Annotated in this window: 22 protein-coding genes; 5 read left to right on the top strand and 17 right to left on the bottom strand. The window is 43.3% G+C overall.

Going from position 1 to position 20855, the window contains the following annotated elements; translation table 11 throughout:
* Positions 1-102 precede the first annotated feature (102 nt).
* The 4 genes from ABD010_RS06675 to ABD010_RS06690 all read right to left on the bottom strand — a co-directional run bounded on the left by ABD010_RS06675 (position 103) and on the right by ABD010_RS06690 (position 2198).
* Complete coding sequence (locus ABD010_RS06675; RefSeq protein WP_343811436.1) at positions 103-333, bottom strand: excisionase family DNA-binding protein; 231 nt, start codon at positions 331-333, stop codon at positions 103-105.
* Between the two features lie 83 nt (positions 334-416).
* Positions 417-695 (bottom strand): GNAT family N-acetyltransferase, encoded by a 279-nt coding sequence (locus tag ABD010_RS06680; protein WP_343811438.1) that lies wholly within the window; start codon positions 693-695, stop codon positions 417-419.
* Positions 696-756: 61 nt separating this feature from the next.
* On the bottom strand, positions 757-1689 hold the full coding sequence (gene cyoE, locus ABD010_RS06685) for a heme o synthase (RefSeq protein ID WP_343811440.1): 933 nt from the start codon (positions 1687-1689) through the stop codon (positions 757-759).
* Between the two features lie 341 nt (positions 1690-2030).
* Positions 2031-2198, bottom strand: a complete 168-nt coding sequence (locus ABD010_RS06690) for a hypothetical protein (RefSeq protein WP_343811442.1) — start codon at positions 2196-2198, stop codon at positions 2031-2033.
* Between the two features lie 115 nt (positions 2199-2313).
* Between ABD010_RS06690 and ABD010_RS06695 the strand changes: the two genes are divergently transcribed.
* From ABD010_RS06695 to ABD010_RS06710, 4 genes are all read left to right on the top strand, one after another.
* Positions 2314-3084 (top strand): NRDE family protein, encoded by a 771-nt coding sequence (locus ABD010_RS06695; protein ID WP_343811444.1) that lies wholly within the window; start codon positions 2314-2316, stop codon positions 3082-3084.
* 162 nt (positions 3085-3246) lie between these two features.
* The gene (locus ABD010_RS06700; protein WP_343811446.1) at positions 3247-3810 is read left to right on the top strand and encodes a tyrosine-type recombinase/integrase; all 564 of its coding nucleotides are present in this window, start codon (positions 3247-3249) and stop codon (positions 3808-3810) included.
* Between the two features lie 130 nt (positions 3811-3940).
* Entirely contained in the window at positions 3941-5443 is a 1503-nt protein-coding gene (locus ABD010_RS06705) for a DUF1538 domain-containing protein (protein WP_343811448.1), read from the top strand.
* A complete protein-coding gene (locus tag ABD010_RS06710) occupies positions 5427-6095 on the top strand; it encodes a P-II family nitrogen regulator (RefSeq protein ID WP_343811450.1) in 669 nt (222 codons plus the stop codon). The genes ABD010_RS06705 and ABD010_RS06710 overlap by 17 nt, the downstream gene beginning before the upstream one ends.
* A 108-nt stretch (positions 6096-6203) precedes the next feature.
* Here ABD010_RS06710 and ABD010_RS06715 read toward each other — a convergent pair whose 3' ends face one another.
* Together ABD010_RS06715 and rlmD are read right to left on the bottom strand one after the other, a co-directional pair.
* Complete coding sequence (locus ABD010_RS06715; RefSeq protein WP_343811452.1) at positions 6204-7160, bottom strand: tRNA dihydrouridine synthase; 957 nt, start codon at positions 7158-7160, stop codon at positions 6204-6206.
* Positions 7161-7270: 110 nt separating this feature from the next.
* Entirely contained in the window at positions 7271-8638 is a 1368-nt protein-coding gene (gene rlmD, locus ABD010_RS06720; RefSeq protein ID WP_343811454.1) for a 23S rRNA (uracil(1939)-C(5))-methyltransferase RlmD, read from the bottom strand.
* Positions 8639-8796: 158 nt separating this feature from the next.
* On the opposite strand from rlmD, the gene ABD010_RS06725 reads away from it, so the two are divergent.
* Positions 8797-8982: a hypothetical protein gene (locus tag ABD010_RS06725; RefSeq protein ID WP_343811456.1), complete on the top strand. Its 186-nt coding sequence runs from the start codon at positions 8797-8799 to the stop codon at positions 8980-8982.
* Between the two features lie 33 nt (positions 8983-9015).
* Here ABD010_RS06725 and ABD010_RS06730 read toward each other — a convergent pair whose 3' ends face one another.
* The 11 genes from ABD010_RS06730 to ABD010_RS06780 all read right to left on the bottom strand — a co-directional run bounded on the left by ABD010_RS06730 (position 9016) and on the right by ABD010_RS06780 (position 20848).
* Positions 9016-9957, bottom strand: a complete 942-nt coding sequence (locus tag ABD010_RS06730; RefSeq protein ID WP_343811646.1) for a diacylglycerol kinase — start codon at positions 9955-9957, stop codon at positions 9016-9018.
* 355 nt (positions 9958-10312) lie between these two features.
* Positions 10313-11098 carry an ABC transporter ATP-binding protein gene (locus ABD010_RS06735; RefSeq protein WP_425542258.1) on the bottom strand — a complete coding sequence of 262 codons (786 nt, stop codon included), beginning with the start codon at positions 11096-11098 and terminating at the stop codon, positions 10313-10315.
* Position 11099: 1 nt separating this feature from the next.
* The gene (locus ABD010_RS06740; RefSeq protein ID WP_343811460.1) at positions 11100-12098 is read right to left on the bottom strand and encodes an ABC transporter permease; all 999 of its coding nucleotides are present in this window, start codon (positions 12096-12098) and stop codon (positions 11100-11102) included.
* Positions 12099-12182: 84 nt separating this feature from the next.
* Entirely contained in the window at positions 12183-13187 is a 1005-nt protein-coding gene (locus ABD010_RS06745; protein WP_343811462.1) for an ABC transporter substrate binding protein, read from the bottom strand.
* A 365-nt stretch (positions 13188-13552) separates the two neighbouring features.
* Positions 13553-14572 carry an alpha-ketoacid dehydrogenase subunit beta gene (locus tag ABD010_RS06750; RefSeq protein ID WP_343811464.1) on the bottom strand — a complete coding sequence of 340 codons (1020 nt, stop codon included), beginning with the start codon at positions 14570-14572 and terminating at the stop codon, positions 13553-13555.
* 33 nt (positions 14573-14605) lie between these two features.
* Positions 14606-15661, bottom strand: a complete 1056-nt coding sequence (pdhA, locus tag ABD010_RS06755; RefSeq protein ID WP_343811466.1) for a pyruvate dehydrogenase (acetyl-transferring) E1 component subunit alpha — start codon at positions 15659-15661, stop codon at positions 14606-14608.
* A 15-nt stretch (positions 15662-15676) separates the two neighbouring features.
* Positions 15677-16819, bottom strand: coding sequence for a Leu/Phe/Val dehydrogenase (locus ABD010_RS06760; RefSeq protein ID WP_343811468.1), 1143 nt, complete (start codon positions 16817-16819; stop codon positions 15677-15679).
* 210 nt (positions 16820-17029) lie between these two features.
* Positions 17030-17980, bottom strand: coding sequence for an NAD(P)H-dependent flavin oxidoreductase (locus ABD010_RS06765; protein ID WP_343811470.1), 951 nt, complete (start codon positions 17978-17980; stop codon positions 17030-17032).
* 30 nt (positions 17981-18010) lie between these two features.
* Positions 18011-18787: an enoyl-CoA hydratase-related protein gene (locus ABD010_RS06770; protein ID WP_343811472.1), complete on the bottom strand. Its 777-nt coding sequence runs from the start codon at positions 18785-18787 to the stop codon at positions 18011-18013.
* A gap of 22 nt (positions 18788-18809) precedes the next feature.
* Positions 18810-20015: a thiolase family protein gene (locus ABD010_RS06775; protein ID WP_343811474.1), complete on the bottom strand. Its 1206-nt coding sequence runs from the start codon at positions 20013-20015 to the stop codon at positions 18810-18812.
* A complete protein-coding gene (locus ABD010_RS06780) occupies positions 20012-20848 on the bottom strand; it encodes a 3-hydroxyacyl-CoA dehydrogenase (protein ID WP_425542259.1) in 837 nt (278 codons plus the stop codon). Before ABD010_RS06780 ends, ABD010_RS06775 begins: the two co-directional genes overlap by 4 nt.
* Positions 20849-20855: the final 7 nt, after the last annotated feature.

Consider the following 20855-nt stretch of genomic DNA (forward strand, 5'->3'; position numbering starts at 1 on the left):
CCCCCAATAGCAGGAGGTTACTTCCGCTTTAGCCATACACTCAGGAAAAGCCTAAAAATTTCTTATTCCTAACTCTTATACGGAGAATTCTCATAAGCTCCCTTAATCCTCATCCTTCACATCAATATCTTCCGGGAGCGATTCCCGTAAATACTCCTGAATCGTTTCCCGGTATTTTTCCATTTGTTCCAGGTGTGTGCTGAACTGATCCTTATTAATAAGATACTGTTTTCCGTCATAAACTGACCGTATCTTACACTGCAGTACGAATGCCCTGATTTTGGCTTCATCCAATTCTAGGTATTCAGCTGTTTCAGAAATCGTTAAATACATGTCCGCACCTCCCCTGAATAATAAGGAAAGCAAACGATTTTCATCCGGTTAAATCGCCTGCTTTCCAAACTTTCATTATATAGTTATTTAACCAATATATCCCGGTACTCCGGAGTATCTTCAATTTTCTTTTGGGCGTATGGACAGGTTGCTTCAATCTTCCTTCCTTGTTCTCTGGCGAATCCCACCATTTTACCGACCAATTCACCCGCAATGCCTTGCCCACGCAGTTCATCTGCAGTGTATGTGTGATCCACCTCAAACACATCGTCACCAATTTCTTTGTAGGTGATTTCAGCAATTGGATTTTGTTCGTCCTCTCCCATGTAAAATTTATGATCGCCTTTTTTAATGTCAGCCATGTTCCATTCCTCCTTCTATTTTATCTATTCCCACAGCAACTGTAACTAAACAAAGCAGTTGTTACATAGTCACAACAATTGCCAGCAGGAACACAAACATTAGATAATTGACGGAGAATAAAAACATCTTATTAGCCCATTTTAAATCATCTTTCCCGAAAAGTCCGCGGATGGCAAATATGAGCCAGCCAAAATTCAGTGCAGATACGAATACGATAAAAACAGTACCAAGAGATGCAAGATAAAAAGGCAGTGGCAGAAGACAGGCAATATAGATCACAATTTGCCGTTTGGTAATTTCAAAACCATGTACTACCGGAAGCATTGGTACGCCGGCTGCTTTATATTCGTCATATTTCCTGATTGCTATTACAAATGTATGGGGAATCTGCCAGATAAACAGGATAAGGGCCAGCATTATCGGCACAATATGACTCGCCGGTTCAATCGCTGCCCAGCCAATCAACGGTGTCACCGCACCCGAAACACTGCCGATGACAGTGTTCAGCGTAAATCGCCGTTTTGACCACATTGTATACAAATACACATATACAAACCAGCCGACAAACGCATATAATGCTGCCTCAAATGTTGTGAATAATAATAAACCCATGCCAGCAGCCGACAGGATAATACCCGCCCACAATACGGCTTTCAGTGAAAAATTCCCGGTTACGGTCGGGCGATTTTGGGTCCGGGCCATCTTCCTGTCAATGTCCACATCAAACCAATTATTAAGAATAAGCGCACCGGACATAACCAATGTACTTCCAGCGATTGTCAGGATGAGAGCATCCAAATGGGCTGCCAATGTGGATCCGGTAAAATAAATTGCCAGCCAAAAACCGGCAAAAACCGGGACAACATTCGAAATTAAAACAATCAATTTAAATAGTTCTTTAATATCCCCTGCCAGAGTTGTACGATTACTCTCCATAGTATATACACCACTTATTTCAGCATTCTTTGAAATGAGCGATCCCTCTTTACTCATTTTCATTTTCCTCCCTTTAACGGGTAACGAAAGTTTTTCATTTATAATCATTATATCACTGAAAAGCATTTCTATCTGACCCATAATATCTAATATAGTATAACAATAATCATTACTCATCACACGTGTCTTTGCTTATTGTTAAAAAAACTGTCAGAAATGGGCTGAACCTGTATATTTTTTAACAAACAGGGGAAATACAATAATTTCCAATTAGAAAGATGGAAATACCTTAGAAAATTTGATTGTCAGCAACGCTTGGGGGACGCCTTAAGCTCACTTCTGATACTGATCTGCCTAAAAAGAGCCCTTTCATTAATGATGGAAGGACTCTTGTAATATCATTTCCCGCTCTTTTTTTCATTCAGCATCTTTTTAAATTCTCTCTGTTCTTCCCGAAGTTTTTTCACTTCCTGTTCCAGTGACGTGATTTTTTCGGTCAACGGCTTAAGCGCCTCTTCTAACTGACTTTGCAGGCGTAGTGCCTTCTCATTATTCGCTGATTCCATGATTCATGCCTCCTTCCCTTCCATGTTACAAAAGTATTGACCATTTTGAAAGAAAGCTGGATTTTTTCCAAGACACCTGCTCCGATGTATAATGATAGTAAAAGGACGGTTGCTGATGTGTTTAATAACCCTTCAATTCCAACACCATTCCAAATACAAATTAATCGTTGCGGCCAACCGTGATGAGTTTTATCAGCGTCCTACGGCAGATGCTCACTTTTGGGAAGATAATCCTGATATTTTAGCCGGACGTGATTTAACTGCTAAAGGCACATGGCTCGGCATTACCAAACAAGGCCGTTTTGCCGCGCTGACTAATTTCCGCGACCCTGAGCAGACAACTGCGGGGAAAAAGTCCCGCGGGGAAATTGTCAAAAGCTATCTTGCCGGCAAACTTACCCCAATCGAATACTTAATGAAACTGCAAGACCAGCAGCACGAATTTGTGGGATATAATGTTATTGTCGGTACACCGGATGAGTTGTACTATTACAGCAATGTACAAAATGAAATCAAGCAAATCCCGGCAGGCACCCACGGACTCAGTAATGAATTCCTGAATACACCCTGGCCGAAAGTAACGCGAACGAAGTCAAAACTTCAGGAATACGTTATGGCAAATGACAGCCTGGATCAAAATACATTGTTTGAAATCATTTCGGATACTGAGGAAGCCGCGGACGAACAACTTCCCGGAACGGGCGTCGGTCTCCAACTGGAACGAAAATTATCGCCTCCGTTTATAAATACACCCGAATATGGGACCCGCTCCTCCGTGATATTGTTGGTTGATTACGAAAATAACGTAACATTTACAGAACGGACATATGATAAAGGAAAGTTCAACCGCGAAAAGCCCTTTTCTTTCCGAATTTGTGAAAAATAATGGATTGGTCCCTCCCCCGGGCCAATTCATTATTTTTTTCCGCAGAAATAGCAGTCGAATCAGCAACCCACAAATATACCGAATACCGGAACAAAATAATTGTAATGTTACTTAACATGCATTATAATATAATTAAGTAACATAATTATCGGAGGAAGATCTATGGAATTCGTTGAGCCTATCAGAAGTTTGGATGACATAAAAGCTATTAAAAAACTACTTAAAAAACATTCACAACGCGATTTATTATTTTTTGTTCTTGGAATTAATACAGGCATGCGAATTAGTGATTTGCTTTCCTTAAAAGTGAGCGATGTATGGGATGGAACAGAAAGCAGGAACTTTTTATGTATCACAGATACCCATACTGAGCAGGAGAAAACCTTCTATCTAAACAGAAGTGTTGAAAGGGAATTAAAAAAACACCTTTCCTCAGTCAATTTCGGGCAGCAGGACTACCTTTTTAAATCAAAAAGAAATAATTATCCCATCACGCGTCAACAGGCCTATCGAATCATAAATCAATCCGCAAAGGAAGCAGGGATGTCTGGAAAAATTGGTACCCATACATTACGGAAAACATTCGGATATCACGCTTATCGCAAAGGAATCGCTATCTCCTTTATCGCTAAGATTTTGAATCATCAGTCTTCCTCTGAAACGTTACGCTACATTGGAATTGACAAAAATGAAAAACAATTAGTGAAAGTGGATGTCAATTTATAACCGCACGCTTGGTTTTTATTAGAAAACTTGGTTGTCACCAAGCCTTTAGGTGACAACCTTAGTGGAACTTATGCAGTAAGAAAGTATTTTTTACTTATCTGCCTAAAAAAGAGAAAGGATGAACAAGCCGTTGAATGTTCTGGTTTCAAAGTTAAAAGAAGTATTGCTTGCCGTACTCCCCATTACCTTAATGGTCCTAATCCTGAATTTTACTTTAACGCCTCTTGACCCCTCACTGATTGCCCGATTTATTATTGGAGCAATTTTAATTATTATTGGATTATCGATTTTCTTGTTTGGTGTAGATATCGGAATTACTCCCATCGGCCAGTCAATCGGAAAGGCCATTGCCAAGTCAAATAAAATCTGGATTGTTATGATTGCAGGCTTATTGCTGGGCTTTTTCATCTCAATTGCTGAACCGGACTTGCATATTCTTGCCGGTCAGGTCGAGATGGTTACGTCTGGACTGATAACAAAAACAAGCCTCGTTATCGTCGTATCCATAGGGATTGGTTTACTTATCGCTACCGGTCTGGTACGAATCGTCTATAATATCCCGCTTTATAAACTGTTAACGATTCTTTACCTGATCATTCTTGTACTTGCAATTTTTACATCTCCAGAGTTTTTAGCCATTTCTTTCGATGCATCCGGCGCAACTACCGGTGCATTGACCGTACCATTTATTCTGGCGCTCGCTTTAGGTATTTCGACATTGAAAAAAGACAGTAAAGCATCCGAAAAAGACAGTTTCGGATTAGTAGCCATTGCCTCAACCGGTGCTATCATAGCCGTGATGCTCATGAATATCATCATGCAAACCGATAAAATGACCGGCAGTTTGGAAGAGGCACATGAATCCAATTCCGTAATCAGACCTTTTCTGCACGAGATACCGGTTATTACGTTTGAAATAATTGTAGCTTTGTTACCGATTTTATTAATTTTCCTTGTATTTCAGAAAAAATCGTTTAAAATGTCTAGGAAAGCAGTTAGAAAAATTCTAATGGGGATGCTGTTTACGTTTATTGGTCTTGTATTGTTTCTTGTCGGTGTAAACGCCGGGTTCATGGACGTTGGCAGTGCCGTGGGATATAATATAGCATCGCTTGATAATAAAGTGTATATCATTATCATAGCCTTTGCATTAGGGCTCGTTACCATTTTGGCTGAACCTGCAGTACATGTACTTACCAATCAAATCGAGGATGTAACGAGTGGCTATGTTAAAAGATCAGTGGTTCTGGGTACGCTCTCATTCGGGGTTGGCCTGGCAGTTCTGCTGTCGATACTGAGGGTGCTGATTACTGACTTGGAATTGTGGCATTACCTGCTTCCAGGATATATCATTGCAATTACACTTACTTATTTTGCTCCAAAACTGTTTGTCGGGATTGCATTTGATTCCGGTGGTGTTGCCTCAGGACCGATGACAGCAACCTTTATACTGGCGTTTGTCCAGGGAGCTGCGGAAGCTACAGCAGGTGCAGATGTCCTTGTTGATGGATTTGGCATGATTGCACTTGTTGCAATGACACCTTTAATTGCATTACAGGTATTGGGTCTAGCATTTAAATTTAAATCAGGCAAAGGAAAAGGGGGAGTAAAGCGCAATGTCGAGCAACGCTAAATCGGCAGATCTTGAATTGATCTGTATTATCGTTAACTTCGGGCTAGGAAGTAAAGTTATGCAAACAGCGAAAAAGAACGGTATTTCAGGTGGGACTATACTGGTCGGAAAAGGAACGATTAAAAATAGAATGCTTGAAATGCTGGGTTTAACCAATGTCAGAAAAGAAATCATTCTATTGGGAACCAGTAAAGCAACAGCCGGTCAGATGCTTGAAAGACTTAATGAGAAATTCAAATTCACCAAGCCAAATCACGGCATCGCCTTTACTGCCTCAATTAATCAAATCTTTGGTGCTAGAAGTTTTCAAAGTGATCGTACGATGGAAAGCGGAGGTGCAGATGACAAAATGTATCATGCCATTACGGTAATTACCGAAAAAGGAAACGCAGAGGACGTTATTGATGCAGCAACTGAAGCTGGCTCAAAGGGCGGTACAATCATTAACGCTAGAGGGTCGGGTATCCACGAAACCAGTAAAGTTTTTTCGATGGAAATTGAGCCGGAGAAGGAAATTGTTCTGATTCTATCCGAGAAAGAAAGCACCGATGCAATTGTTTCCTCCATTCGAAAAAAACTCAATATCGATGAACCAGGCAACGGAATTATTTTCGTTCAGGATATTAACAGTACGTATGGATTGTATGAGTGATTTTGGCTCAAGGTATGTAGTTTAATAAAATACAGTATAAATCCCATTTGCAACGGCAAATGGGATTTTTGTAACGCTACTTCGGCCGCTCGCAGGATTACTATTCTTTCACCCAAAATTATCGAGCAATGCACGCACTTCATCTGTTGATTCTGCTTCCATCAACTGGTTTCTTAATTCACTTGCCCCCCGAAACCCTCGGATATATATCTTAAAAAAGCGACGAAGCGGTTTGAATGGGCGCGGCTCAAACTCTTGTGAATATTTATCATGGAGATCAAGCTGCAGCCTTAAAAGATCAAGTAATTCCTTACTGCTATGTTCGTGAGGTTCTTGTTCAAATGCAAATGGATTTTTGAAAACTCCTCGTCCAATCATAACCCCATCAACACCGTATTTATTGGCAAGCTCCATTCCGGTTTGACGGTCAGGAATATCCCCATTGATCGTTAAAAGGGTATCCGGTGCCACCTCGTCACGCAGTTTTTTGATTTCCGGAATCAGTTCCCAATGGGCATCGACTTTGCTCATTTCCTTTTTCGTACGCAGATGAATAGAGAGATTGACGATGTCTTGTTCCAATAAATGTGTCAGCCAATCACGCCATTCATCCACATCTGTGTAACCAAGCCTTGTCTTCACACTTACAGGCAATCCACCGGCTTTTGCTGCTTGAATGATTTCCGCTGCAACATCCGGACGACGGATAAGACCGCACCCTTTTCCTTTGGGGGCCACGTTTGGTGCAGGACAACCCATATTGATATCCACACCCTGAAAGCCTTGTTTAGCCATACCAATGCTCATCTGCCGAAAATATTCCGGCTTATCCCCCCATATATGAGCCACCATTGGTCGTTCATCTTCTGTAAACGTCAAACGCCCGCGCACACTATAGATTCCCTCTGGATGACAATAGCTCTCTGTGTTTGTAAACTCTGTAAAAAACACATCCGGTCTGGCTGCCGCGCTTACTACATGGCGAAAAACAACATGTGTCACATCTTCCATTGGAGCCAGTACAAAAAACGGACGTGGTAATGTATGCCAAAAATTATCTGTCATTTCAATTTCAATTCCTCTCATTATAGGACAAAAAATGCAAAGATGTCCCGATTCCCTTTACACTTATACCACGTTTAAGCGCGTTTTATCAATCTGATTGCAAAAGACAATCATCTCTCCAGCCAGCATACACACTCAATATGCGGTGTCTGCGGGAACATATCAACCGGCTGTACTTCCTGTGTTTTAAATCCGCCGTCTTCCAGAATGCGCAGATCTCGCGCCAGTGTAGATGGATTGCAGGAAACGTAAACAATCCGCTTCGGCTGCATTTCAACCATTGCCTGGAGCAGCTCCTCGTCACATCCTTTACGTGGCGGATCTACCACGATAACATCCGGATCCAGCCCCTGCGCCTTCCACCATGGCATGATTTTTTCCGCTTCACCGACATAAAATTCCGCGTTTGTGATGCCATTCATTTTTGCATTTTTCTTGGCATCGGTAATTGCTTCCGGCACGACCTCCACGCCATAAACTTTCTTCGCTTGCTGTGCCAAAAATAATGAGATCGTTCCAATTCCGCAATACGCATCGACTACTGTATCTTTACTACCCGCGTCCGCGTACTCCAGTGCTTTATCATAAAGCGTCTTCGTCTGGAGTGGATTAACCTGGTAAAATGATTTAGCTGAAATCGCAAAGGTTATGTCACCGATTTTGTCATAAATATATTCATCGCCCCAAATTAATTTCGTTTTATCACCCATGATGGCATTTTTCCGCTCACTATTAACATTTTGGACAATCGATTTGATGTGTGGAAATTTATCAGTTAAGGCTTTGACAATTTCTTCTTGGTGCGGCAGCTTAGCTGTCCGTGTGACCAACACAACCATAATATCTTTCGTTTCCTGACCTGTTCGCACCATAATATGACGCAGCACTCCTTCATGCGCCACCTCATTATATGCTTTTATACCAAGCTTGTTGGCAATTTTACGGATTGTCTTAACGACCTCATTAATTACTTGATTATGGGTTGTGCACGTTTCGGTATTTTCAATAATCCGATGGCTGCGTCTTTGATAAAACCCGGTTATGAGCTCGCCGTTCTTCTCACCGACCGGAATTTTCGCCTTATTCCGGTAATGCAGCGGCTTGTCCATGCCGATAATCGGATGAACTGGTACATGATCCAGGTGAGCAACCTTTTTCATCGTATTTTTCACCTGAGCTTGTTTCATCTCAAGCTGCAGCTGATAGCTCATGTGCTGAAGGCCGCATCCGCTGCATTTGATATCACATACCGGTTCAATACGTTCAGGACTTTCTTTCGTCAGCTCCAGCAACTTACCAAAACCAAAGTTTTTATTTACTTTAACGACTTTTATCGTACCCTCTTCGCCGGGTAATGCCCGCGGGACAAACAGCGGATAACCATTTATCTTGCCGACGCCACTTCCTTCATGGGTGAGGTCTTCAAATTGCAATGTGATTGTTTCATTCTTTTTAACTGGAGGAGTTTGTTTACTCATGGGAACCTTCCTTTTCGCGTAATTTTCGTCTTATCATGGCTGGAACTTGAATTGCCTGCGGGGTAATATACGATTAAAATGAATATATAATGTATCTGCAGTGTATTTGTTGTAATTCAATTGTGGACAACATATATTTTTCTAAAGGAGGTGAACTTGTGGAAGCAATACCTGTCATGGCAGCATTCATCCCAATCATTATTATGTTTCTCTTGTACATAGGAATTTTAGCGCTGATTGTTTGGTTTGCTGTTACCTTCATCAAAACGCAAAAGGAACGAAATTCGATACTTCAGTCCATTTCCGATAAAATGGACTATCCGGAAAAAAAGCATACTGATTGACTTGAAATGGAAAAAGATCCATTCCCCTACATACTACCGGGATAGTGGATCTTCTTCCATTTCAGCTGCAGACCTTTCCTTTTCCACAAATTTATCCGGAACAAAAAATTCAATATGCTGCTGCAAGTTGGTAAATGTCCCCGGTAAAAGCCCGCCGAATTCGCCATCTATATTCAGCTGCATTTTTTCGTCCGTCGTAACGTTAACCTGCTTCGCCTGGGCGTAGATGATATGCTTATCCTCCAGGTGTGCCCCGCGCAGTGCCAGACTTGCAATGCGGACAAATTCTGCCAAATTAGCATTCTTTATAATGATAAGATCAAAGTAGCCATCATTTGCTCTGGCATCCGGTGCCAGTTTTTCAAATCCACCGACAGAATTGGTATTGGAGACAAGAAAAAGCATAATATCCTCGTCAATGACAGTTCCATCATACTCAATTCGTGCCCGTGTCGGTTTCAAGGACGGAAGCATTTCAATACCTTTCATATAATAAGCCATATGACCCAGCATTGTTTTTAACTTGCTTGGCACTTCATATGTTAATTCGGTTAACTTACCGCCGCCCGCTATATTCATAAAATAATGGTCATTAACCCGACCGATGTCAAGGAGCATAGATTGCCCATCCAGAATAATATCAACAGCCTTTTTAATGTCACGGGGAATGCATAATGCCCGGGCAAAATCATTGGTGGTGCCTGTCGGAATAATTCCGAGTTTCGGACGGTATTCCTGTTCCGCAAGCCCATTAATGACTTCATTAATCGTCCCGTCCCCGCCGGCAGCAACAACCAAATCAAACTGGCGTTCAACGGCAATTTTTGCAGCGTTAACAGCATCACCTTCACTTGTCGTCGCGTGTGCGGACGTTTCATAGCCCGCAACTTCAAAACGCTCCAGGACAGTTGCCAATTCTCTTCGGAAGACTTCCCGTCCAGATGTCGGATTATAGATTATACGTGCCTTCTTCATCATATCCCCCCCATGTTTCCAAAATGCGTTAAAAAGGGCTAATTTATTTCTGCATACAACGTATATCATAGCCTTTTTTTGTCCATTTGAAAAGAGGTAAGCAACAATGAGCATGCAACCTATCCATCGTAAGTTGATTTGCTGTGCAGGGTAACATTCGAATCAGGCGAACTTTGCACTTATGCAGTAAGAAAGTTTATACTTTCTTACTGCTTAGAAAAACTCGGCATTCGCCTCGTCTTATAGCGATTGCCGAAGTTTTTCTTATAAGGTCAACCATAATTTATACTTTCTGACGTTACAAAAAAAACGGAATGTTTCCCTAACCGGAAAACACCCCGCTCCTTCTACACAGCTAACCTAAAACAGCACGGTCACTTTCAAATTGTGCTCCGCGAATGCGCTGGAATTCTTTTAACAGATCTTGAATGGTCAGCTTTTGTTTTTCCTCTCCGGCGATGTCGAGGATAATCTGCCCTTTATCCATCATTATCAGCCGGTCACCTAAATCAAGCGCCTGCTGCATATTATGTGTTACCATCAATGTGGTTAAATCATACTTCTTAATAACATCATCTGTCAGGTTGGTAATCAATTTTGCCCTGGAGGGATCAAGTGCGGCTGTATGCTCATCAAGAAGCAGAATATTCGGTTCGGTGAACGTTGCCATCAACAAGGATAAAGCCTGCCGCTCGCCGCCGGAGAGAAATCCTACCCTGGCATTCAGCCGGTCTTCAAGCCCCAGGTTCAGACTGGAAAGTGTTTCTTTAAACATATCCTTCCGTTTTTTCGTAACCCCAGGAACAAGTCTCCGCTTTTTGTTGCGGGCGTACGCCATTGCCAGATTTTCCTCAATCGTCATGGAAGGTGCAGTTCCGGCCATTGGATCCTGGAACACCCGACCAATAAATTTGGATCGTTTATATTCCGGAAGATGGACAACATTTCTTCCATTAATGTTTACTTCGCCAATATCCGGAATAAGGTTCCCGCTGACAACATTCATCAAGGTTGATTTTCCGGCACCATTACTGCCGATAACCGTGACAAATTCACCTTTGTCCATGTCCAGCTCAACATGCTGCAACGCCTTTTTTTCATCAGGTGTTCCCTCGTTAAATGTTATGGAAATATCCCTCATGCTAAGCACTTCCATCCACCTCCCCGGCCTTACTTTGCTGCAGCTTAATCTGTTTTGCCGCCCGGCGCTTTTTCTCTTTTCTGGCGTGCATGTATTTTGGCGCAACAAGCGCAACAATAACAAGTAATGCAGTAATCATTTTCATATCACCGGTTTCCAAAAATCCAACACGGAGTGCCATGGCCACCACAATGCGGTAAATGATGGCACCGCCGATTACTGCCAAAGTGGCCCGGGCAATTGTTTTGGTTCCGAACAGTGCCTCACCGATAATAACAGAGGCAAGACCAATAATAATCATTCCAATCCCCATGTTGACGTCAGCAAATCCGCCATGTTGGGCAATCAGCCCGCCGGAAAAAGCAACAAGTGCATTGGAAACCCCGATTCCGACAATGATTAAGGAGTCTGTGTTCGCTGACAAACTTCTGATCATCACCTGGTTATCGCCTGTCGCACGAAGCGCCAATCCGACTTCTGTTTTCAAATAATAATCGGTCAATAATTTGATAGCAAGGGTTACCACAATCATGATCAGTACAATACTCCAAGTTGGCGGGGCATTGTTGGTGCCAAAAAATGTGAACAACCCATTCAAAATTGGATCCAGCCCGGTTTTTTCCCATAGTGACTCCAATTGCTTAAAAACAGTTGATTCACTCAACAGCGATAATGTAGGCTGACCCATAATCCGCAGATTAATGGAATAGAGGGCAATCATCATGAGAATTCCGGAAAGAAGTGCATTGATATTTCCTTTTGCATGTAGAATTCCTGTAATACAGCCTGCCAGAAAACCAGCCAGTCCTGCCAGCAGACTCGCGATAATGGGATGGACTCCACTTATGATGGAAATCGCAGCAACCGCAGCACCCGTTACAAAGCTCCCATCAACAGTCAGGTCAGGAAAATCCAGAATGCGGAAGGATAAATAGACTCCTAAAGCCATAATTGCATAAATAACCCCTAGTTCAACCGCGTTAAATACTGATAGAAACATATTTTCCCCCTTCTCGCAATCTACTTTGTTGAAGATCGGATTAATAAGGCATGTGTTCCGGGTGCCCTACTAATCCGTATCAAACTACTTCTCTTCCACAAACTTTGCTTCGTCCCATTCACTGTTCCACTCAATCCCCTGTTTCTCTGCAGCCTGTTTATTGATATACAATTCGATTTTAGGCGGATACTCAACTGGAATATCGGACGTTTCCTTTTTACCCGTTAAAACCTTAACAGCCATTTCACCAGTGCGATAGCCTATATCATAATAACTGATTCCATATGTTGCAAAACCGCCTTTTTCAAGTGAATTCGGCTCTCCGACAATCAATGGAATATCCTGTTCATTGGCCACGCCGACAACAGTCTCCAATGCGGAAACAACGGTATTATCAGTCACAACATAAATAACATCAGCTTCACTGACAATGGTCGATGCTGCCTGCTGAACCTCAGAAGAATTTGCGACTGTACGCTCGACAAACGTTAAACTCGTTCCTTCTGCAGCCTTCTTAACGGACTCAATCTGTGAAACTGAGTTTTGCTCCCCGGCATTATAAATTAACCCGACGGAAGCGCCTTCGAAATATTTATCGATAAATTCAACGGTCTTTTTGATGGCATCTGGATGGAGATCCGTTACCCCCGTAATGTTTTCACCGGGCTTATCCATTGCTTCAACCAAGCCGGCACCGACTGGATCCGTTACCGAAGTAAACAAAATCGGGATGTCCTGTGTTGCCTGCAGTGCACCCAACGCACTTGGAGTGGAGTTGGCAAAAATCAGATCCACACCGTCTGTCACAAATTTATTGCTGATTGCGCTGACGTTGTTCATGTCATTCTGTGCACTTTGATAATCATACTCCACATTTAATCCGGCTTCGGAAATTGCGTCCTTAAAGCCTTTATATGCGGCATCGAGCGATGGGTGTTCCAGAATTTGGGTTGCTCCGATAGTGTAAGTCTCCCCGGATCCTTCACTGCCACTGTCAGAATCCTCTGCTCCGGAAGATTCATTCGAACCGCATGCTGCAATCATCATCATGCCAATTAACATCACCAACATAAGTAAGCCCTTTTTCATCTGCATAGTCCCCCATTCCATTTTGGATTTTTTAGAAAACGAGGCTTATCACCGGACATTGACGGTGAAAGCCTTCGTTAACTTATACGACAAGCAAAATTTTCACATTTTACAACTGCCAAAAAATTCAATAATTTAATTGTACAACGTTTCTGTCAGAATGGAAATACTTCGTGGTAAAAAAGTTTTATATGTAGCGTACTCTCCGGATCTATAAACTCTTCCGAAGAGCAATATAGGATCCTTTAGCAAAACTTCGGCTTATCGCTAAAGGGATCTTATGAAAACGTTTTGTGCTTATTGGAGGCATTCGATGTTCTTGTTTGGGCTTATCCAGTAAGAAAGTATTTATACGTTCTTAGCCGCTAAAAATAAACGGCTTTTTCGATACTTTGCAGCACCCGGTCAGCACTTGGCAAATAATAATCCTCCAAGGCAAAGAATGGAACCGGTACATCGAATCCCGCAACCCGTTCAATCGGAGAACGAAGATACAGAAATGCTTTATCATTTATGGTGGAGGCAATATGTTCCCCGAATCCTCCCGTTGCCTGTGCTTCATGGACAATAACAGCTCTGCCTGTTTTTTTTACTGATTCCGCGATAAGCTTCCGGTCAAGCGGGTATAATGTCTGCACATCGATTATGTCACAGTAAATTCCTTTTTGTTCCGCTTTTTTTACTGCCTTCTCCACAACGGGAATCATTGCACCCCAAGCAATTACACTGACATCAGTTCCTTCACTTAGCTGTCGACCTTTTCCAATCTCAGTTAGGTATTTTCGGGTCGGTACATCTTCCCTGGATGCCCTGTAATTGTGCATTGGTTCTAAAAAAAGAACCGGATCGGGATCTTCAATTGATGCAATAAGCAATCCTTTTGCCTGTGCTGGCGAAGATGGGCATACCACTTTCAGACCCGGCATATGGGTAAAAATTGCCTCCATACTATCTGAATGTACTTCAGGTGCACGAATTCCGGCACCATATGGAGCCCTGATCACCATCGGTACACTAAAATGGCCCATCGTTTTCATCCGGATTCTTGAAACATGAGTCATGATTTGGTTGTACGCTGGATAAATGAATCCCATAAATTGAATCTCCGCTATTGGTTTGAATCCATTTACAGCAAGCCCTACCGATGTACCAATAATTCCGGACTCAGCCAACGGTGTATCAACAATACGATCCTCCCCAAAAAGTTCCTGAAGTCCATCCGTTGCACGGAACACACCACCATTTTTGCCTACATCCTCGCCAAGCACCAGTGTACTGTCATCCAATTCCAGCATTGTTTTCATAGCGTCATTGATTGCCTGAATCATTGTCATTGATTTAACTGCTTCCGGTTGTTTCACTTCACGGTTCCAGTCAATGGCCATAATCATTTCTCCTTTCCAATCTCAATCAGCCGGTTAATTTTCCCTCAATAATGAAAGATATGACTCCTTTTGATCGAGAAGCTGCTCCGGAAGTTCTGCATATATATGGTCAAACATATCTTCCACGTTTGCTGCGGGGTATTCTTCCATCGCCTCAATTGCCCCATCAACTTCTTCTTTGAGCGTTGATTTGACTTCGATGATTTCCTGCTCATTCCATAAGCCATACAAATTCATGAATCCTTCGAGACGTGTCAGTGGATCAACAATATCAACGCCCTTATCAGCAGGACGGTATTTACTTGGGTCATCTGCGGTAGTATGTGCACCGGTTCGCCAGGTAACCGCTTCGATTAACGTTGGTCCCCCTCCGGCACGTGCATGGTCAACCGCCTTTTTCGTTTCAAAATACACAGCAAAGCAGTCATTACCATCTACCCGGACACTCCGCATGTTGTAGCCGGATCCTTTTTGAGCAATTGTTTTGGAATTCATTTGCTTTTCAACGGGAAGGGAAATCGCATAACCGTTATTTTGATTAAAAAATATAGTAGGTGTCTGAAATACACTTGCAAAATTCAATCCTTCATGAAAGTCGCCCTGTGAAGTTGCACCATCACCAAAATACGCGATAGCGACACGGTTTGTTTTCTTTCTTTTTTCAGCCCATGATGCTCCGACTGCATGCGGAATCTGACTCGCTATGGGAACTGCCGGCGGGAAAATGTTTTTATCATCCGGTGGAACACACCCCTCCATTCTGCCATTCCAATACAAAAACATTCGCGTCATGTCAGCGCCATATGTCAAGGTTGCTCCGTGATCACGGTATGTCGGGAACATCCAGTCACCTTCAGACATTGCCAAGGCACTGCCCACTTGTGCAGCCTCTTGCCCGCTAAAAGGCGGATATGTCCCAATCCTCCCCTGACGCTGCAACCTGGTTGCTTTTTGATCAAATGTTCTAATTCGATACATGTGATAAAACAATTTATTGACGAACTTGGAATCGAACCGGGATTTATCGGAATCATCTACAAGGTGTCCTTCATCGTCAATGATTTGTTTGACAGGATATTGTAACCCCATTTGGTTTCCCCCTTCTTAATTACGGATATCCCATTTCGGTTTGATTGATCGGGTATAGAAATTATTTCGTCTCCTTCTTGATTCCAATACATTTTCACAAATATGATTTGCCGCTTCGATTGTAGACTGACTGCTTTTATCAGCTTGTTGGTAAACATTTAACAAGACATTATAAATTTCCTTCGTTTTCATGAGCACTCTTTCCTTATTTGCACCATACAATTCATCAGCAACCTGGATTAGTCCTCCCGAATTAATAATGTAATCGGGAGCATACAAAATTCCCTTGTCAGCCAACTCCTCCCCATGCTGTTCTGACTGAAGCTGGTTATTAGCTGAGCCTGCAATTGCTTTTACGTTCAACTCATTGATTGTTTGATCATTAATGACCCCTCCAAATGCGCATGGAACAAATATATCAGCCTCCTGTGAATAGATTTCATCACTTGGCACACACCTGGCAACTCCCGGTGCAGATTCAGCTTCTTCTAAAATCGAATTCACATTTTTCCCGCTGATATCTGTCACATAGACTTCTGCACCTTCATCAAGAAGACCTTCAGCTACCTTATATCCGACCTTTCCAAGACCTTGTATGGCATATACAGCTCCGGATAGATCGTCATTACCAAACAGCATCTGATTTGTCGCTTTCAATCCATATAATACCCCATTGGAGGTCGGAATCGATGAATCACCACCGCCCCCATACACTTCGGGAACGCCGACAATATTGTTTGTCTCCTTCATGGCATATACGAAGTCATCCATGTTCGTTCCCATGTCGGTTCCGGTATAAAACCGTCCTCCCAGGGACTCGACATACTGACCGAAACTGCGAAACAGTTCCGGTGTTTTGTCTGTTTGCGGGTCTCCAATTATAACTGCTTTTCCACCGCCAAAATCTACATCGGCTGCTGCACATTTATATGTCATCCCTTCTGCCAGGCGAAGCACATCCTCAAGTGCCTCATCAAGGTTAGAATAAGGGCGCATTCGGCATCCTCCAAGGGCCGGCCCCAGTGTCGTATTATGTATCGCAATTATTGCCCGTAATCCTGTTGCAGGATCATTGCAAAAGACAACCTGCTCATGTTCGGACATTTTATCGAGCAATGCAAATTCCTGCGTGATGGATGAATCCTTAACTAACCCCATAACAATCCTCCTATAGCGGTATTTTGATGTGTTCATCCCTAGTATTAAAGCGCTTTCAAAAACAGGCATCATATGACGTTATTTCAACGCTATTTTATCATTGTGTGATAACACCGTCAATATTTTCCGAAATATTCCTATTTTTAAACAAAGAAGCGATCACCCGGATAAATGGGTGGTGTATGTAACCAACCTTTTTAGCCCGGGAAATTACTCCAGCAAACCTGCCATATTCTCCAATTGTTCTTTTGCACCATTTACCATCCCATCAATAACTTCCTGTACAGTCATAACTCGTTCAATTAAACCTGTTACCTGACCGGCATTCATAAATCCGTGTTCCAGATCCCCGTCAAGCGCACCCTTCTGATGCTGAAGTTCCGATGTCATCGTGCTGTACTGCTCCAGGGACATACCATTCTTCTCGAGTTCCTGTAATTGTTGGGCATAATCGGTATTCAAAATACGCCGCATCCGGCCATAGGTTCTACCGATAAGTACTGTCCCGGTTCCTTCTGACGCAACAAGCCCCTGTTTATAAACATCATGAAAAGGTGCTTCTTTTGTTGAAATAAGACTTGTTCCCAGCTGTACCCCCGATGCTCCGAGGGCAATTGCTGCCGCCAATCCCCTGCCATCACCTACACCACCAGCGGCTATAACCGGCACACTGACATTACGGCTAACCTGGGGAATCAGTGTAAATGTCGTCAGCTCCAGATTGGAATTAATTCCAGCGGCCTCAAATCCTTCAGCAACAATGATGTCAGCACCAGCTGATTCCGCTTTTTTGGCATGTTTAACGGAAGCAACCACGGTTAGAACTTTAATATTGTGTTCATGCAGAACAGAAATATGACCTGCCGGGTTCCCGGCCGATAAAGAAACAACTGGTACATTATATTCTGTTACCAATTGAATTATTTCCTCAACGTGCTCCGAAACATTGATGGCAATGTTGACAGCAAACGGTTTATTTGTCCGTTCTGTCGCTTCCTTAATAATTTTTTCAACCTGTTCCGGTGTCATTGTGCCACACCCGATTGTCCCAAGCCCCCCTGCTTCAGACACAGCTGCAGCGAGCTGGGCATTGCTGATATTCCCCATTCCGCCCTGAACAATCGGATAGGTTATTCCAAGCGTCTTACAGACCGGGTTCATAGTTACCACTCCTTTGACTTTCACGATTATCTATTTTCCTTTAAACTCTGGATTCCGTTTTTCGTTAAATGCGGCAAGTGCCTCAAGTCGGTCTTCGGTTGGAATCGTTAATTCATACGCTTTTGCTTCCATTTCCAATCCGGTTTGCAAGTCTGTGTTCATTCCGCTTGTAATTGCATACTTCGCTTGTTTTACTGCAACTGGGCCGTTCTTCATTATATCAGCAGCAATTTGCAGACAAGTATCGTGCAATTCATGCTTCTTTACAACCTTCAAAAGAAGTCCCATTTCAAGCGCTTCCTCAGCAGCGAATTTTTTGGCAGTAAGAATCAGTTCTTTTGCCTTCATTTCGCCAACCAATCGCGGCAGACGCTGCGTTCCACCGGCTCCAGGGATAATTGCCCAGTTCGTTTCCGTGAGTCCCATGACGACCCCATTTACGGCGATGGCAAAATCACAAGCCAGCATCAGCTCAAAGCCACCTCCAAATGCATAACCATTTACCGCGGCTATTGTTGGCTGCGGCAATGAGGCAATACTGTTAAAGACATCCCGGATTACTTTTACATTTCGTCGGACCTCCTTTTCGTTAAGTATTTTTCGTTCTTTCAAATCAGCACCGGCACTAAATGATTTATCACCCGCCCCGGTAAATAAAACCGCTTTAACCTCCGGATCAAGATGGACTTCTTCAACGACTTCCCGAAACCGTGAGAGTGTTATGTAGTCAAAACAGTTCAATACTTCTTCTCTGTTAATTGTTACAAATGCAATATTATTTTTCTTTTGCAAAAGTATAGTCGACATAAGGACAGCCCCTTCAACTTTTCTAATCCCCGGCATTCTCTACAATTGTTGCAATTCCCTGGCCAACCCCGACACACATCGTCGCCAACCCGTATCTTGTCTTTTGCTTTTTCATCTGGTGGATAAGCGTTGTTAAAATCCGTGCGCCGCTTGCACCGACCGGATGGCCAAATGCAATTGCTCCACCGTTCACATTTACTTTCTGTTGGTCAAGTTCAAGCCGGCGGATACATTCAAGCGACTGGGAAGCAAATGCTTCATTCAGCTCAACCAAATCGATATCCTTCACACTAAGGTCTGAACGTTCCATCGCTTTCCGGCTTGCATAAATCGGACCAAGCCCCATAATTTTCGGTTCCAGTCCCGCTGCAGCACCAGCAACATACTTCACCAATGGTTTGAGTTCTAACTCACTGGCTTTTTCAGCACTCATTACAAGCAATGCGGATGCCCCGTCATTAACACCGGACGCATTTCCCGCAGTAATCGTGCCTCTTTCAAAGAGTGGCTTAAGGTTGCCGAGTTTTTCCAGTGAGGTTTCCGGGCGCGGATGTTCGTCGGTATCAACCGTAATCTTACCCGCTTTTCGATCTGTGTAGATGACGGGTACAATTTCGTCAGCAAACTGGTTATTTTCCATCGCCTTTTTCGCCCGAATCTGGCTTTCGTAGGCAAAATTATCTTGTTCCTCACGAGTAATCCCAAATTGTTCTGCAACATTTTCAGCAGTTTGCGGCATGGAATCTGTCCCAAATGATTTTGCCAATTCAGGATTTATAAAACGCCATCCGATGGTCGTATCATAAAGTTCCTGATTACCGCGCGGAAAAGCTTTATCCGGCTTGGGCATTACCAGCGGCGCCCGTGTCATGCTTTCGGTTCCACCGGCAATAAAGATATCCCCTTCCCCGACAGCTATTGCCCGTGCAGCATACATGACCGCATCAAGACTTGATCCGCACAGACGATTAATCGTTGTACCACCCACCTGTACGGGAAGTCCGGCAAGTAACCCTGCCATTCGGGCGACATTACGGTTATCCTCACCAGCCTGATTGGCATTTCCAAGCACAACATCTTCAATTTCTGCTGCAGGCAGTCCTGGATTCCGGTCCAGCAGCGCTTTAATAACGACAGCGCCCAGATCATCGGGGCGGACATGCTTTAAGGATCCCCTGTATCTGCCAATTGGTGTGCGGACTGCATCAACGATAACAACTTCTTTCATTTTTTTACCAACTCACTTTTTTCCGTATAATCATATACACCTCTTCCGGATTTCCGACCCAGCCGGCCAGCTTTCACATATTGCTCCAAAAGAGGTGCCGGACGATACTTTTCACCAAGGGTTTCATGTAAATACTTCAAATTATTCAACCGTGCATCCAATCCGACAAGATCACCAAGCTCCAGTGGCCCCATCGGATAGTTCAAACCAAGTTTAATGGCTTTATCAATATCTTCCGCAGCAGCTACACCCTCCTGGAGCATAAGAAATGCTTCATTTCCGACCAGCGCACTGATTCGGCTTGTCACAAACCCCGGAAACTCATTCACTTCCACCGTTTCCTTGCCCATTTGTTCAGCCACGGATCGAATAGCAGCAACAGTTTCATCTTCTGTATCCAGTCCTTTGACCATTTCCACAAGACGCATCCGATGAACCGGATTAAAAAAATGCATGACAGCAAACTGACCCGGGCGGTTTGTGTACGAAGCAAGTTCGGTTGGACTGATTGTCGATGTGTTGGAAGTCAAAATCGCGTGATCCGGAGCATTTGCCGAAGCAGTTTCCATAACGCTTTTTTTTAGGTCACGTTTTTCCGGTACAGCTTCAATGATAAAATCTGCAGTTTTGGATGCTTCTTCAAGTACAGGAGACGTACGAAGATTAGCCGTCATATTCCTCGCTTGTTCAGTGGTAACTTTACCAAGCTTCATTCCCTTTTCAGATGTCCGTTTTGCATAAGTTATTGCTTCCTCAAGCTTTACGCCGGAGACATCCACCAATGTCGTGGAAAAACCGGCAAGGGCAGAGACATAAGCTATCCCGCGCCCCATTACACCG

The organism is Virgibacillus siamensis (genome assembly GCF_039522605.1).
Taxonomy (GTDB): domain Bacteria; phylum Bacillota; class Bacilli; order Bacillales; family Amphibacillaceae; genus Lentibacillus; species Lentibacillus siamensis.